General features: G+C 67.6%; 10 protein-coding genes and 1 pseudogene. 3 read left to right on the top strand and 8 right to left on the bottom strand.

Annotated elements, in window-relative coordinates:
• Nucleotides 1-102: 102 nt before the first annotated feature.
• Nucleotides 103-633, bottom strand: coding sequence for a hypothetical protein (locus JWS13_RS41225; RefSeq protein WP_206010894.1), 531 nt, complete (start codon nucleotides 631-633; stop codon nucleotides 103-105).
• Between the two features lie 162 nt (nucleotides 634-795).
• Nucleotides 796-1,250: pseudogene (locus tag JWS13_RS41220) on the bottom strand (carboxymuconolactone decarboxylase family protein).
• An 87-nt stretch (nucleotides 1,251-1,337) separates the two neighbouring features.
• Between JWS13_RS41220 and JWS13_RS41215 the strand changes: the two are divergent.
• From JWS13_RS41215 to JWS13_RS41205, 3 genes are all read left to right on the top strand, one after another.
• Complete coding sequence (locus JWS13_RS41215) at nucleotides 1,338-2,213, top strand: sigma-70 family RNA polymerase sigma factor (protein WP_206010893.1); 876 nt, start codon at nucleotides 1,338-1,340, stop codon at nucleotides 2,211-2,213.
• A 104-nt stretch (nucleotides 2,214-2,317) separates the two neighbouring features.
• Nucleotides 2,318-2,821 (top strand): SRPBCC family protein, encoded by a 504-nt coding sequence (locus JWS13_RS41210; RefSeq protein ID WP_124394335.1) that lies wholly within the window; start codon nucleotides 2,318-2,320, stop codon nucleotides 2,819-2,821.
• Nucleotides 2,822-2,865: 44 nt separating this feature from the next.
• Nucleotides 2,866-3,963 (top strand): DUF4185 domain-containing protein, encoded by a 1,098-nt coding sequence (locus JWS13_RS41205; RefSeq protein WP_206010892.1) that lies wholly within the window; start codon nucleotides 2,866-2,868, stop codon nucleotides 3,961-3,963.
• Here JWS13_RS41205 and JWS13_RS41200 read toward each other — a convergent pair.
• The 6 genes from JWS13_RS41200 to gltB all read right to left on the bottom strand — a co-directional run bounded on the left by JWS13_RS41200 (nucleotide 3,890) and on the right by gltB (nucleotide 14,641).
• Nucleotides 3,890-5,677: an ABC transporter ATP-binding protein/permease gene (locus JWS13_RS41200; RefSeq protein WP_206010891.1), complete on the bottom strand. Its 1,788-nt coding sequence runs from the start codon at nucleotides 5,675-5,677 to the stop codon at nucleotides 3,890-3,892. The genes JWS13_RS41205 and JWS13_RS41200 overlap by 74 nt on opposite strands.
• Before the next feature lie 198 nt (nucleotides 5,678-5,875).
• Nucleotides 5,876-6,121, bottom strand: a complete 246-nt coding sequence (locus JWS13_RS41195; protein ID WP_206010890.1) for a hypothetical protein — start codon at nucleotides 6,119-6,121, stop codon at nucleotides 5,876-5,878.
• A 106-nt stretch (nucleotides 6,122-6,227) separates the two neighbouring features.
• Nucleotides 6,228-7,106: an acyl-CoA thioesterase gene (locus tag JWS13_RS41190; protein WP_206010889.1), complete on the bottom strand. Its 879-nt coding sequence runs from the start codon at nucleotides 7,104-7,106 to the stop codon at nucleotides 6,228-6,230.
• Nucleotides 7,107-8,525, bottom strand: coding sequence for a pyruvate kinase (gene pyk / locus JWS13_RS41185; protein WP_074933926.1), 1,419 nt, complete (start codon nucleotides 8,523-8,525; stop codon nucleotides 7,107-7,109).
• Nucleotides 8,526-8,562: 37 nt separating this feature from the next.
• Nucleotides 8,563-10,065 carry a glutamate synthase subunit beta gene (locus JWS13_RS41180; protein WP_206010888.1) on the bottom strand — a complete coding sequence of 501 codons (1,503 nt, stop codon included), beginning with the start codon at nucleotides 10,063-10,065 and terminating at the stop codon, nucleotides 8,563-8,565.
• A complete protein-coding gene (gene gltB, locus JWS13_RS41175; RefSeq protein ID WP_206010887.1) occupies nucleotides 10,058-14,641 on the bottom strand; it encodes a glutamate synthase large subunit in 4,584 nt (1,527 codons plus the stop codon). The genes JWS13_RS41180 and gltB overlap by 8 nt, the downstream gene beginning before the upstream one ends.
• Between the last annotated feature and the right edge of the window lie 274 nt (nucleotides 14,642-14,915).

Here is a 14,915-nt window from a genome sequence, read left to right as displayed (position 1 = left end):
CGGAAAGCGCGACCCGCTGAGTGTCGCTGCCTGGTCCACGCTCGCCGCATCGCCGCCCAACGCCGACGTCAAGACTTATTGAGAAGACGTGCTCGATCGCTATCAATGTGTGGATCCTTTGCTCGCCACATGGCCAACGGCCGCGCGCATGTTGACCTCCGACGCGCGCAGGTGTTCCTCCACCCACATTCGACGCAGCGATCGCCTCACCTTCCGGACGACCAACCACATCATCAAGATGCCAAAGGAGCCGACAATTGATGCCACTCCGGAGAACAGCAAGAGGGGATTATCGAATATCGCAACACCAAAGCTGTAGGGGAACCAATTCTCGAGGACCCACAAGTACGCCGACCACGATGTCCCGGCGAGAACAATGATCGTGACGGCGCGAGTGAATCCATCCTCGGGTTGACGACGCACTGCAGCGACTTCAAGTGCGAGTCGCCTATTATCCTCTCGCAATACGGCACTAGCGGGAGACTCCTCCCCTGCCGCATCGATGATCTTCTGTTGGCGCTCGATCCGGTCAGCCGCCCTACGTTCCCACATCCAATGCTGTAATGCGGCCGGAATACCGATCACGAATAGCGCTGTAGCCAACGTGGCTTGAATCAACGGGACCAAATTCATGCCCAGACGGTAGAGCCCCGATACGACACAGTCAGAGCACCGGTGACTCGGCCTGAAGTGCAACGCAGACCGTTCAGCCCTTGGCCGCGCCCTCTACACGTATGCCCATCGGTCTCACACTTCCGTGAGGCACGGTTCATCGAGACCTCTCAGCCGTCCCCCTCACCACTGCCCGCCCGCGACCTGCCGGGTGGCGGCGTTGATGCGGTTCCACAGGTTCACGCCCGCGATCGACAGCACCAGCGACGCGAGTTGCTCCTCGTCGTAATGCCGGGCAGCCTCGTCCCACACCTCGTCCGGCACCGGGTCCGGTCGATCGCTCAGCCGGGTCATCGACTCGGCCAGCGCGAGCGCGAGCGTTCGGCGTCGCTGAAGTACGGGGCCTCCCGCCACGCCGCCACCGCGAAGATCCGCTGATTGGTTTCGCCTTCCTTCTCCAGTTCACGCGCGTGCATGTCCACGCACACGCTGCAGCCGTTGATCTGGCTCGACCGCAGGTGCACGAGGGCGTGGGTCACCGGCGGCACGTTCGCCTTCGCCGTGGCCTTCCCCAGCGCCAGTAGAGACTTCATGGCGTCGGGAACGATCATCGCGGGGTTGGTCATCCGGGCTTTCATGATTGCCTGCCTCCAAGGGTATTCGGGTACCTTCTCTTGTTTTTCGTTCTCTCTGACATGACGAACCGCGACGGGAGAATGTGACAGATGAACGACAACGAAGTTCTGGCGCACCGCTTCGAGGAGAACCGGACGCATCTGTCGGCGGTCGCATACCGGATGCTCGGCTCGATCGGCGAGGCGGAGGACGCCGTGCAGGAGGGCTGGCTGCGGCTCAGCCGGGCCGAGACGTCCGACGTGCAGAACCTGCGCGGTTGGCTGACGACGGTCGTCGGGAGGGTCTGCCTCGACATGCTCCGGTCCCGCAAGGCGCGGCGCGAGGATCCCCTGGAGGTCCATGTTCCGGATCCGATCGTGCGCGAGGTGGACGGGACCGTTCCCGAGCACGAGGCGGTGCTCGGCGACTCCGTCGGTCTCGCGCTGCTGGTGATTCTCGACACGCTGACGCCCGCCGAGCGGCTCGCCTTCGTGCTGCACGACATGTTCGCCCTGTCCTTCGACGAGATCGCCCCGATCGCCGACCGCACGCCCGCCGCGACCCGGCAACTCGCGAGCCGGGCGCGCCGGCGAGTCCAGGGATCGGGGCCCGCCCCGGAGACCGACCCGACCCGGCAGCGCGAGGTGGTCGAGGCATTCATGACCGCCTCGCGGGGCGGCAGGTTCGACGACCTCCTCGCCCTGCTCGACCCGGACATCGTTCTGCGGGCCGACCGCGGCGCCGACGGGTTCGACATGGTGCGCGGAGCCCGCGCAGTCGGCGAGCAGGCCCTCACGTTCTCGCGTTTCGCTCCTTTCGGCCGGCTCGCCCTGGTGAACGGCGCGCCCGGGGTGGTGACCGCACCCGACGGGAAGACGTTCTCGGTCATGGCGTTCACCGTCGCGGGCGGGAAGATCGTCCGGATCGACATCCTGGCCGACCCGGTCCGCCTGCAGCGTCTGGGCATCTCCCCCGGCGACGCCTGACGACCCGCAGGTAGCGGCGGTTTTTTGTGCCCGATCCTGGGGATCTGCGGCGTCCTGCCAGTACCATGGTGGGACAGGTACGCCCTCGAGCACGGAGGTCACCCATGGAGCTCGGCACCGTCACTTTCACCTACGACGGGCGGGTAGCCCTTCGATTCCAGCAAGCGCTCTCGCACTCGCCGGAGAAGGTGTGGCGTGTTCTCACCGACCCGCAGTACCTGAAGGCCTGGTTTCCCGCCGACGTCGACTTCGACCTCACCCCGGGCGCCGACCTCGTCTTCCGGGTGACACCCGAGCAGGTGCGCCGATTCGGTCTGCCCGCAGATCAGACCACCACCGGAACGGTCATCTCGGTGCATCCCGCGCACATCCTCGAATACCTGTGGGACGCCGAGACGCTGCACTGGGAACTCGTTCCCGACGGCAGCGGCGGCTGCTGGCTGACGCTCACCCACACCGTGGAAGAAGAAGAATCCGCCTACGCGCACGCCGCAGGCTGGCACGCAGGGCTCGAGGTCGTCGAAGCGCAACTGGACGGCCGCGAAGTCGACTGGTCGCTGTGGGATCGGGCCGACGAACTCGCCGAGTCCTACCGCAAGACGTCCTGACCACCCGAAATTCACCGACCACCCGATTTCACCGACAGTAGGGAGTGCGTATCCCGGGCAGCACCACCACACCGGCAGCGACTTTCGTGAAGGAGGTCACCGGCGAGGCGACGCGGCGATGGGGTGTGCGCGGCACCGACCTCGGTTGTCCGGTGCGCCTGGCCGACGGCCGGGTCGCGTTCTTCTTCGGCGACACGTTCAGCTCCCGTGGCCGGAGCGGCCGGGGGTGGCGCAGTCCCGTGATGTTGCGCTCCATCACAACCGATCTCCGCGGCGGCATCGAATTCGACTCTGCGGCAGGCGGCCGGACGGCGAGGGAGATCCTCCCGAACGCGCACGACGTGCGCGAATCACCCGACCCGGAATCGGCGGGCAGCGAGTTCACCGTCGTTCCCGCGGACGCCGTCACCCTCGGCGACCGGACCTATCTGTCCGTCGTCAGTGTGCACTCCTGGGCGTCGCAGGCGTGGCCGACGAACTTCACGTATCTCGCCTGGTCCGACGACGGCGGTGAGCACTGGCACCGGACGCCGGCCCGCTGGGACAACCGCGGCGGGTCGCTCGACCAACTGTGGACCATGGAACGGCACGACGGCTACGTCTACGTCGTCTCGAGCGCGTTCGACCGCGTTAATCCGGGTGGAATGATCCTGCGCCGAGTCCCCGAAGCGCGCATCCTCGACCCCGGAGCCTACGAAGACTGGGGCTGGGCCCGCGGCACCGGATGGGCGTGGGGACAGCCCGCGACCCCGATCCTGCCGGGACCCGTCGGGGAGATGTGCCTGCGGCGGATCGACGGAACCTGGGTCCTCGCCTACTTCGACCCCACTGCCTACGCGATCGTCACCCGCACGGCGCAGCACATCGACGGACTGTGGTCGGAACCGACGGTGCAGGTCGCCGGCGGCGATTGGGGGGCCGCGGACGGCACGTGGGCGCAGATCTACGGCGGTTACATCCATCCGGCGTCCACGCTGGACGAGCTGCATCTGCTTGTGTCGCAATGGAACACGACGACCGGGGATCCCTATCGCGTGCTGCAGTTCACCACTCGGCTGGACGTGCCGGTCACTTCACGAGCTCCGACTCCGTCCACCGCCCTTCCCCTTCGAGTTCCACACCACGGGAATGGAACTGGTTGAGGGTGCTCCGGTGCCCGACACTGACCACGATGCTGTCGGGGAGTTCGGTCCTGAGCAGCGTGTAGAGGGTGTGCTCGAGGCCCTCGTCGATCGCCGACGTGGCCTCGTCCAGGAAGATCACCGCGGGACGGGCGATCAGCACCCGCGCGAACGCGAGACGCTGCTGCTCGCCCGGCGACAGGATCCGCGTCCAGTCGGCGGTCTCGTCGAGCCGATCACCCAGGTTGCCGAGCGACACCCTCGACAGTGCACCACGCACGACGTCGTCGGACGCCGTCGGCTCCTTCGGGTAGGCCAGTGCGGTGCGCAGCGACCCGAGCGGCAGGTACGGGCGCTGGGACAGGAAGATGGCCTCCCCCGAGGGCCGCGACACGGTGCCGTCGGCGTACGGCCACAGATCCGCGAGTGTGCGGAGCAACGTGGTCTTGCCCGAGCCGGACGGCCCCTTGACCAGTAGCGACTGCCCGGGGGTCACGGTGAGCGCGAGGCCCTCGATGAGGGTCTCGCCCGTCGGGATGCGCACGTCCAGCTTTTCGACCTGCAAATCGTCGCCCGACTTGCCGGTCTTCAGGACCGGAAGTTCGGCGGCGTGCAGGTTGTCGTTGGCGAGACCGTTGAGTCGGATGAGGGTCGCGCGGAAACTGGCGAAGTCGGCGTACGACTCGCGGAAGAACGACAGCGAGTCGTGGACCTGCCCGAAGGCCTGCGACGTCTGCATCACGTCACCGAGGGATACCTGGCCGGTGAACAGTCGCGGACCCTGCACCAGGAACGGGAAGATGACGGCCGTCTGGTTGACGGTGAGGTTCCAGCCGCTGAACTTCAACGTCCGGAAGACGATCTGCCACATGTTCCGGATGACGTCCGCGAACCGTCCGGCGAGGGTGCGCCGCTCGACGTTTTCGCCGCGGTAGAACGCGATGCTCTCACCGTACTCCCGCACCCGGATGAGGGCGTAACGGAAGTTGGCGCCGAGTTTCTCGTTGAGGAAGTTCAGCTTGATGAGGGGCTTGCCGATCCAGAACGCCACCGCCGTAGTCACCAGCACGTAGATGTAGACGAGGAAAATCATCGCCCGCGAGATCTCGACACCGAACACGGTCATCGGGCCGGACAGGTCCCACAGGATTCCGGTGAACGACACGATCGACAGCACCGCGGTCACCGCTCCCATCGACAGCGAGCGGGACGTGGTCACGAAGTTGGTGATGTCGGCCTGGATGCGCTGATCCGGGTTGTCGATCGCGTCGCCGAGGAAGCGGTCGCGGTAGTAGGCACGGCTGTCGAGCCAGTCGTCGACGAGATGGTGGTTGAGCCAGGTCCGCCAGTCGATGTCGAGGGTCTGCCCGATCAGGTACTCGACGAGGGCACGGACCACGTGGACGGTCGCCAGGATGGCGAACACGCGGAGGAAGTGCCAGAACGCCGTCTCGTCCAGGTTCTGGATCGAATCGTAGAAGTCGTTGTACCAGTAGGAGAACAGCACCGTCATGCGCACCGCGAAGACCGTCGACAGCAGCAGCACCGCCAGGATGGTCAGCGGCTTGAGGCTGCGCCGCGGATCGAAGTAGGGCGCGGCGAAGCGCCAGAACTGCTTACCCCATTTGGTGAACCGCGCGAGCAGTATCACCACGACGACGAACGCGACGACAGTCATGACGTAGGCCTTGAGCAGCCACATCGAGCTGTCCCATACGACGTTGTTCCAGTCCACGACCCATATCCCCGATCACGAGGTGAAACTCACCAGAAAAGATGGCGAAGTCTAACCCCGGAGGTCGGTGATGGGCGAGAGATCCGCGCAGGACACGCGCCGACTCGGGGACACAGATCGCCCGATGTCCCATTTGCGCGGTTTCGACCACAGGGTGGGACATCGGGCGAGGTGAACGGGCCCAGGCGACAGCGGGTGCTACGAGTCCTTCTCGGGTTCAGGCTCTTTCAGATTGCCGTCGTCGTCGACGTAGTCGTCGAAGGCGGTTCCCGACACCGTGCCGTCGGAGCCGGGCAGGACGACCGTCTCGCGGGCCCCCGGCTCGTAGCGGGCGTCGATCTCCTCCACCTTCTTCCTGGCTTCGGCGAGCGCCTCGTCGTCGGGCACGGGAACTTCGCTCTCGGCCGGCCGGTCGGTCTTCTTCTCGGGTTCGTCTGCGCTCATGTTGCACGTCCGTTCCGTTTCGGAGATTCCAGACCGACCCTACGCCGTGGCCACCGGTTGAACTACCGTTCAAAGCCGTTCGGTGGCAACACCAATGGCAGCGCCGCTATTGACGCGGCGGGAAGTGCCGGATGAGCCCTTCCTGGACCACCGTCGCCAGCAACTCCCCCTCGAGGGAGAAGAAGCGCCCCGTCGCGAGACCGCGGGAACCTGCCGCGACCGGCGACTCGGTGGCGTACAGCGTCCAGTCGTCGAAGCGGAACGGCCGGTGGAACCAGATGGAATGGTTGACGGTGGCCGCGACGATCCGGTCCAGCCCCCACGACAGTCCGTGGGTAGTGATGATGGAATCCAGGACCGTCGTGTCCGACGAGTAGCCCATCACGGCCACGTGGATCAGCGGGTCGTCCGGGAGTTCTCCGTCCGATTTCATCCAGACCCGGTTGTGGTTGAGTTTCTCCCCCGTGCCCTTCATGATCCACGACGGGTCGTTCGCGTACCGCATGTCGATCGGCTTGAGCGCGTCGACGAACATCTTCAGGCGGTCTTCGTAACCCTGGAAGTGGTCGCCGAGCGGCGGCAGCGTGTCCGGGAACGGGACGTCGGGCACCTCGACCGCGTGCTCGAGACCCTTGCCCCAGTCCTGGAACGCCGCCAGCATGACGAACAGTTCCTGACCGTTCTGCAGCGCCGTGACCTGGCGATTCGCGAATGCCCGGCCGTCGCGGTGCCGCTCGACGCGGTATTCGATGGGTTCCTTGACGTTTCCGCCGCGGATGAAGTGGGCGTTGACCGCGTGCACGGCGCGCTCGCCGCTGACGGTGCGGCCGGCGGCGACCAGTGCCTGGGAGATCAACTGGCCGCCGAACGTCCGACTACCCACCTGCGCGGGATGCCGACCTCGGTACGTGTCCTCGCCGGTCTTCTCGAGATCGAGAAGTTCGAGCAGGGTCTGGAGATCGGTCTTCGCCGCGACTTCGCTCACCTAGTGGTCCTCTTCGCCGATTCTGTGGACGTGGATCAGGTTGGTCGAGCCTACGGTGCCGGGCGGCGACCCCGCCACGATCACCACCAACTCACCCTTCTGATACCGGCCCAACCCCAGCAACGCATTGTCGACCTGCCGCACCATCGCATCCGTACTGTCCACCGGATCGACGATGAACGTCTCCGTCCCCCACGTCAACGACAACTGCGACCGCACCTCCGGCAACGGCGTGAACGCCAGCAACGGCAACGGCGTATGCAACCGCGCCAACCGCCGCACCGTGTCCCCGGACTGCGTGAACGCCACCAACGCCTTCGCGTCCAACCGCTCCCCGATATCGCGGGCCGCGTACGAGATCACACCCCGCTTGGTGCGCGGCACATGCGTCAACGGCGGCACCTGCGTGGACTCGTTCTCCACTGCCTCCACGATCCGCGCCATGGTGCGCACCGTCTCCATCACATACTTACCCACCGACGTCTCACCGGAAAGCATCACCGCATCCGCACCGTCGAGGACCGCGTTCGCCACATCCGAGGCCTCCGCACGCGTCGGCCGCGAATTCTCGATCATCGACTCCAGCATCTGCGTCGCCACGATCACCGGCTTCGCGTTCTCCCGCGCGATCTGAATCGCCCGCTTCTGCACCAACGGCACCTGCTCGAGCGGCAACTCCACCCCCAGATCACCACGCGCGACCATCACCGCGTCGAACGCCAGCACGATCGCCTCGAGGTTGTCGATCGCCTCCGGCTTCTCCAGCTTCGCGATCACCGGGATCCGCCGCCCCACCCGGTCCATCACCGCGTGCACCAACTCCACATCCGCCGGCGACCGCACGAACGAGAGCGCGATGAAATCGACGCCCAACCCGAGCGCGAACTCCAGATCCGCGATGTCCTTCTCCGACAGCGCCGGGACCGACACGTTCATCCCCGGCAGCGACACACCCTTGTTGTTGGACACCGGGCCGCCCTCGGTGACCCGGCAGATCACGTCGTTGCCCTCCACCCCGGACACGACGAGACCGACCTTGCCGTCGTCGACCAGCAACCGGTCACCCGGCTTCGCGTCCTCGGCCAACTGCTTGTACGTGGTCGAAACCCGGTCGTGGGTGCCCTCGCACTCGTCGACGGTGATCCGCACCTCCTCACCGTTGGCCCACGTGGTGCGACCCTCCGCGAACCGGCCCAACCGGATCTTCGGGCCCTGCAGATCGGCCAGGACACCGACCGCCTTACCCGTCGCGTCCGAGGCCGCCCTCACGCGTTTGTAGTTCTCCTCGTGGTCGGCGTGCTCGCCGTGGCTGAAATTCAGCCGCGCCACGTCCATACCGCTTTCGACGAGCTCGCGAATACGGTCACCGGTGGCGGTAGCAGGTCCAAGTGTGCATACGATCTTCGTGCGTCGGTTCACGGCCTCGAGCCTAGTCGTCCCGCGCGCCCTTCTCCATTTAGACGACTGCCAGCGGAAGCGCCGTCGGATGCACCGGCGACGGGAGGTCCGACGCCCCGGTGAGGTACACGTCGACGGCGTGCGCCGCGGATCGGCCCTCCGCGATCGCCCACACGACGAGCGACGCGCCGCGGTGCGCGTCCCCGCAGACGAAGACCCCGGGTGCGGTGGTCTGCCAGTCCGGTCCGCAGGAGAGCGCTCCGCGCCGGGTCGGCGACAACCCGTAGTCGTCGAGCAGCGGACCGAGATCGACACCCTCGAAGCCGATCGCGAAAAGTGCTAGTTCGCAAGGCAATTCGATCTCCTCGCCGACCGGCGTGATGATGCGTTTGCCGTCCTCACGGGTGACCTCGACCTCGGCGAGCACCATGGACCGGACGTTCCCGTTCGCGTCGCCGAGGAACCGCTGCACCGCGACCTGGTACCGGCGGACACCGCCCTCGGCGTGCGCGGGCGACGTGCGCAGCACCATCGGCCACGCCGGCCACGGCGTCGCGGCCTCGTCCCGCTCCGTCGGCAACTCCGGGTTGTAGTCCAGTTGGGTCACCGACAGCGCGCCCTGGCGGTGCGCCGTTCCGAGGCAGTCGGCGCCGGTGTCGCCGCCACCGATGATGACGACGTGTTTGCCCTTGGCGGTGATGTCCGCGGGACCGTCGCCTTCGCATTCCTTATTGGAGGTGACGAGATGTTCCATCGCGAGATGGATCCCGTTCAGCTCGCGGCCCTCGACGGTGGTGTTGTCGCGGGCCCGCAGCGCACCGATCGCGAGCACGACCGCGTCGAAGTTCCCGCTCACCTGCTCCACGGTGAGGTCGACGCCGACCTCGCAGTCGGTGACGAAGTGGGTTCCCTCGGCGCGCATCTGCATCAGACGCTGATCGAGAATGGCCTTCTCCATCTTGAATTCCGGGATGCCGTACCGCAGCAGTCCCCCGAGCCGGTCGTCGCGCTCGTAGACGGTGACGTCGTGCCCCGCCCGGGTCAGTTGCTGAGCCGCCGCCAGACCGGCCGGGCCGGATCCGACCACCGCGACCTTCCGTCCCGTGGCGATCATCGGCGGTTTGGGGACCACCGTGCCGGAGTCCCACGCGACGTCCGCGATGGCCTGTTCGATCCGCTTGATCGTGACACTGCCCGTCGTGTGCGTGTCGGCGAGCGAGAGCACGCACGCCGACTCGCACGGCGCCGGGCACACCCGGCCCGTGAACTCCGGGAAATTATTGGTGGCGTGCAGCCGCTCGCTGGCCGCCGACCAGCGGCCGCGCCGCACGAGGTCGTTCCACTCCGGGATCAGATTGCCCAGCGGGCAGCCCGCACTTCCCGAGTGGCAGAACGGGATTCCGCAGTCCATGCACCGCGCCGCCTGCTCGGACACCTCGGCGGCCCGCTCCGCGGAACTCTGCGGCGCGTACACCTCGTTCCAGTCGTGCACCCGCTCGGCGACCGGGCGCTTGCGCGCCTCCTTCTTCACGATGTGCAGAAAGCCCTGGGGATCAGCCACGTGCCGCCTCCATGATCGCAGTGTCGACGTCGAGACCCTCCGCCTTGGCCATCCGGGTCGCGTCCAGCACCCGCTGGTAGTCGACCGGCATCACCTTGGTGAACAGCGCGGACCGCCGGGGCCAGTCGGCGAGCACGGACGCCGCGACCGCGGAACCCGTCCACCGGTGGTGCCGGGTGACGGCGCCGCGCAGCCAGTCCAGATCGTCCGGGTCGGGTTGCATCAGCTTCACCATCGTCGGGTTCACGTCCTCCGGGTCCAGGTCGAGGACGTACGCGATGCCGCCGGACATGCCGGCCGCCATGTTCCGCCCCGTCGGCCCGAGGATCACGACCCGCCCGCCCGTCATGTATTCGCAGGCGTGGTCGCCGACACCCTCCACGACGGCCGACGCACCGGAATTGCGCACCGAGAAGCGTTCCCCGACTCGCCCCCGGAGATAGACCTCCCCGGAGGTGGCGCCGTAGAGCAGGGTGTTGCCCGCGATCACCTGTGTCTCCGGGACGAACAGGACGTCGGCGGCGGGACGGACCACGATCCGCCCACCGGACAACCCCTTGCCGACGTAGTCGTTGGCGTCCCCGGTCAGGTCGACGGTGATGCCCGGCGGCAGGAACGCGCCGAGCGACTGCCCGGCCGAACCGGTGAACGTGAGCCGGATCGTGTCGTCCGGCAGCCCGGCCGCGCCGTAGCGGCGGGTGACCTCCGCGCCGAGCAGTGTGCCGACGGTCCGGTTGACGTTGCGCACCGGCATCTCGATCTCCACGGCGTGCGCGTCCTCGAGGGCGCCCTCCGCCAGCTGGATGAGTGTGCGGTCCAGTGCCCGGTCCAGTCCGTGGTCCTGATCGCGGTCCCGCCGCCGCTGCGACAGCGGCTCCCCGTCGGGCCCGGTGGGCACGGCGAAGATCGGGGTGAGGTCGAGTCCGCGGTTCTTCCAGTGGGCGATGCCCTGCGCGGTCTCGAGGACGTCGGCGTGACCGACGGCCTCGTCGATACTGCGGAATCCGAGGTCGGCGAGGTACCGGCGCACGTCCTCGGCGACGAACCGGAAGAACTCCTCCACGAACTCCGGTTTGCCGGTGTACCGCTTGCGCAGCTCCGGGTTCTGGGTGGCGACACCGACCGGGCAGGTGTCGAGGTGGCACACCCGCATCATGATGCAGCCCGCCACGATCAGCGGGGCCGTGGAGAACCCGAACTCCTCCGCACCCAGCAGCGCCGCGACCATCACGTCGCGTCCGGTGCGCATCCCGCCGTCGCACTGGACGGTGATGCGGTCGCGGAGACCGTTGAGCACGAGCGTCTGCTGGGCGTCGGCCAGCCCGATCTCCCACGGCGCCCCGGCATGCTTCATCGACGTCAGCGGGGTGGCGCCGGTTCCGCCGTCGTTGCCGGAGATGAGGACCACGTCGGCGTGCGCCTTGCTGACGCCTGCGGCAACGGTTCCCACCCCGACCGAGCTGACCAGCTTCACGTGGACCCGGGCCCGGTCGTTGGCGTTCTTCAGGTCGTGGATCAGCTGCGCGAGATCCTCGATCGAGTAGATGTCGTGGTGCGGCGGCGGGGAGATCAGCCCGACCCCCGGCGTCGAGTGCCGGGTCTCCGCGACCCACGGGTACACCTTGTACGCCGGCAACTGGCCGCCCTCGCCGGGCTTGGCGCCCTGCGCCATCTTGATCTGGATGTCGCTGGCGTTGATCAGGTAGTCGCTGGTGACGCCGAACCGCCCGCTCGCGACCTGCTTGACGGCGCTGCGCCGCGACGGATCGTAGAGCCGGTCGACGTTCTCGCCGCCCTCCCCGGAGTTGGAGCGCCCGCCGAGATTGTTCATCGCGACGGCCATCGTCTCGTGGGCCTCGGCGGAGATGGAACCGTAGCTCATCGCGCCCGTGTTGAACCGGGTGACGATCCGCTCGACCGGTTCCACCTCGTCCAGCGGCACCGGCGGCCGCACACCCTCACGGAACGTGAACAGGCCGCGCAGGGCGCCACCCGCCTCGGCGAGCCGGTTCACCTCGTCGCTGTACTGGGCGAACACCTCGTGCCGACCGGTGCGGGTGGCGTGCTGCAGCAGGAACACCGTCTCCGGGGTGAACAGGTGCAGTTCGCCGTCGCGGCGGAACTGGTACTCGCCGCCGTCCTCGAGCCGCCGGTGGGCGAACTCGGCCGGGTTGTCCGGGTACGCCTGCCGGTGGCGGACGGTGACCTCGCGGGCGATCTCGTCGAGACCCGCGCCGCCCAGCTTGCTGACCGTGCCCTTGAAGTACTCGTGGACGAGGTCGCGGTCCAGGCCGATCGCCTCGAACACCTGCGCCGCGGTGTACGAGCCGACGGTGGAGATGCCCATCTTCGACATCACCTTGAGCACACCCTTGCCGAGCGCGGTGAGGTAGTTCCGCACGGCGATCGTGTGCTCGACCCCGGTCAGTTCGCCCTCGGAGACGAGGTCCTCGATCGACTCCATCGCAAGGTAGGGGTTGACGGCGGCGGCGCCGTATCCGATGAGCAACGCCAGGTGGTGGACCTCGCGGGCGTCACCGGATTCGACGACCAGCGCCACCTTGGTGCGTTCCTTGGTCCGCACCAGGTGATGGTGCACCGCGGCCACCGCGAGCAGCGACGGGATCGGCGCCCTCGTGTGGTCGGAGTCGCGGTCCGAGATCACCAGCGTCCGGTAGCCGTCCGCGATCGCGGCGCTCGCCTGCGCCCGCAACTCCTCGATCGCCTCGGCCATCCCCGCACCGCCGCGCTCCACGTCGTACAGCGCACGCAGCACCGCCGCGGCGAGCCCGGGATGGTTGCCGTCCGCGTTCACGTGGATGATCTTGTTCAGTTCTTCGTTGTCGAGCACCGGCCACGGCAGCACGATCTGCCTGCACGACGCCGCGGTCGGCTCGAGCAGATTCTGCTCCGGACCCATGACCCGCGACAGCGACGTCACGATCTCCTCGCGGATCGCGTCGAGCGGCGGGTTCGTGACCTGCGCGAACAGTTCGACGAAGTAGTCGTAGAGCAGCCGCGACCGCTGCGACATGACGGCGATCGGCGTGTCCGTCCCCATCGAACCGAGGGGCTCGCCGCCGGACGTGGCCATCGGGGCGAGCAGGATGCGCAGATCCTCCTCGGTGTACCCGAACGCCACCTGCCGCCGCACCACCGACTCGTGGTTGTGCTGCGCGTGCGGACGATCCGGCAGCGTCTTCAGTTCGAGCAGACCGGCGTACAGCCACTCGGCGTACGGCCGCTCCGCCGCGAGCCGCATCTTGATCTCCTCGTCGGGCACGATGCGGCCCTCGGACGTGTCGACGAGGAACATCTGCCCCGGCTCGAGCCGGCCCTTGGCCACGACCTCCGCCTGCGGGACGTCGAGGACGCCGCTCTCGCTCGCGAGGATCACCCGCCCGTCGACGGTCTGCCACCAGCGTCCCGGGCGCAGGCCGTTGCGGTCCAGCACGGCGCCGACGACGGTCCCGTCGGTGAACGTCACACACGCGGGCCCGTCCCACGCTTCCATCAGCGACGCGTGGAACTGGTAGAACGCCCGCCGGTCGGGGCACATCGACGTGTCGTTCTCCCACGCCTCCGGCACCATCATCATCACCACGTGCGGCACGCTGCGGCCGGCGAGGTGCAGCAGTTCGAGCACCTCGTCGAACGATGCCGAATCCGACGCGTCGGGGGTGCAGATCGGGTACACCCTGCGCAGATCGCCGGGGATCACCGCACTGGACAGCAGCGCCTCGCGGGCCCGCATGCGGTTCCGGTTGCCGCGGACGGTGTTGATCTCCCCGTTGTGCGCGACGAACCGGAACGGGTGTGCGAGCGGCCAGGACGGGAACGTGTTGGTCGAGAACCGGCTGTGCACGATCGCGATCGCACTCGCCATCCGCGGGTCGCGCAGGTCCGGGAAGTACCGCGCCAACTGGGACGTCGTCAGCATTCCCTTGTAGACGACCGTCCGGCTCGACAGGGAAGGGAAGTACACGCCGCTGCCCTCCGACTCGATGTCGGGGGTGACCTGTTCGGCCCGCTTGCGCAGCGGGTAGACGAGTCGGTCGAGGGCGAGCCCGCCGGGCCGGATCCCGCCGACGGCGGGTGCGGCGACGAACAACTGGCTCATGTGCGGTGCGCAGGCGCGTGCGGTGGCGCCGACGTCCGCACCGTCCGGGTCGACGGGCACCGGACGCCAGCCGAGGATCTGGAGTCCCTCCTCGTCCGCGAGGTCGGACACGCGCCGTTGCGCGGCCGCCCGCGCCTGCGGGTCCTGCGGGAGGAAACAGATGCCCGCCGCGTACGTGCTGCTGCCGTCGTCCAGGGGCGCGGGGAGGTCGAACGGGGCGAGAGCCCCGAAGAATTCGGTGGGGAGCTGGAGCAGGATGCCGGCGCCGTCGCCGCTGTTCGGTTCCGAACCCGCCGCGCCGCGATGCTCGAGATTCTCGAGAGCGAGGAGTCCGTCCGAGACGATGGAGTGGGAGCGGCGGCCGTGCACGTCCGCGACCATGGCGACACCGCAGGAATCGACTTCCTGGCCCGGGTCGTACAAGCCCTGGGGACCGGGCAACTGAGAGAACAGCACCGATATACCTCCACATCGGCCGGGAAGACCACCAGTGTGTGCGCTCCGCACGTGCTGTCGGCGGCCTCCGCTAGCGGGGTCGCCACGACGGGCGCTAACTGCTTTTCGGGGGTCTACCGGGACAGCATCGGCCCGTGAAGGTTGTTACCGGACATACACCCGGCGCGCTCAGCTTACCAGGACCGATACCCGGCAAGATATGCCGAATCGGGCCCGGAACGGACGGTGGCCCGTGTCGCATCAGCAACACGGGCCACACGTTTTCCGGGGATCG

Origin of the sequence: Rhodococcus pseudokoreensis, assembly GCF_017068395.1 — a bacterium.
Classification (GTDB): Bacteria; Actinomycetota; Actinomycetes; order Mycobacteriales; family Mycobacteriaceae; genus Rhodococcus_F; species Rhodococcus_F pseudokoreensis.
The sequence above is the reverse complement of the archived record's forward strand: the minus strand, read 5'-3'. Positions and strand labels throughout refer to the sequence as shown.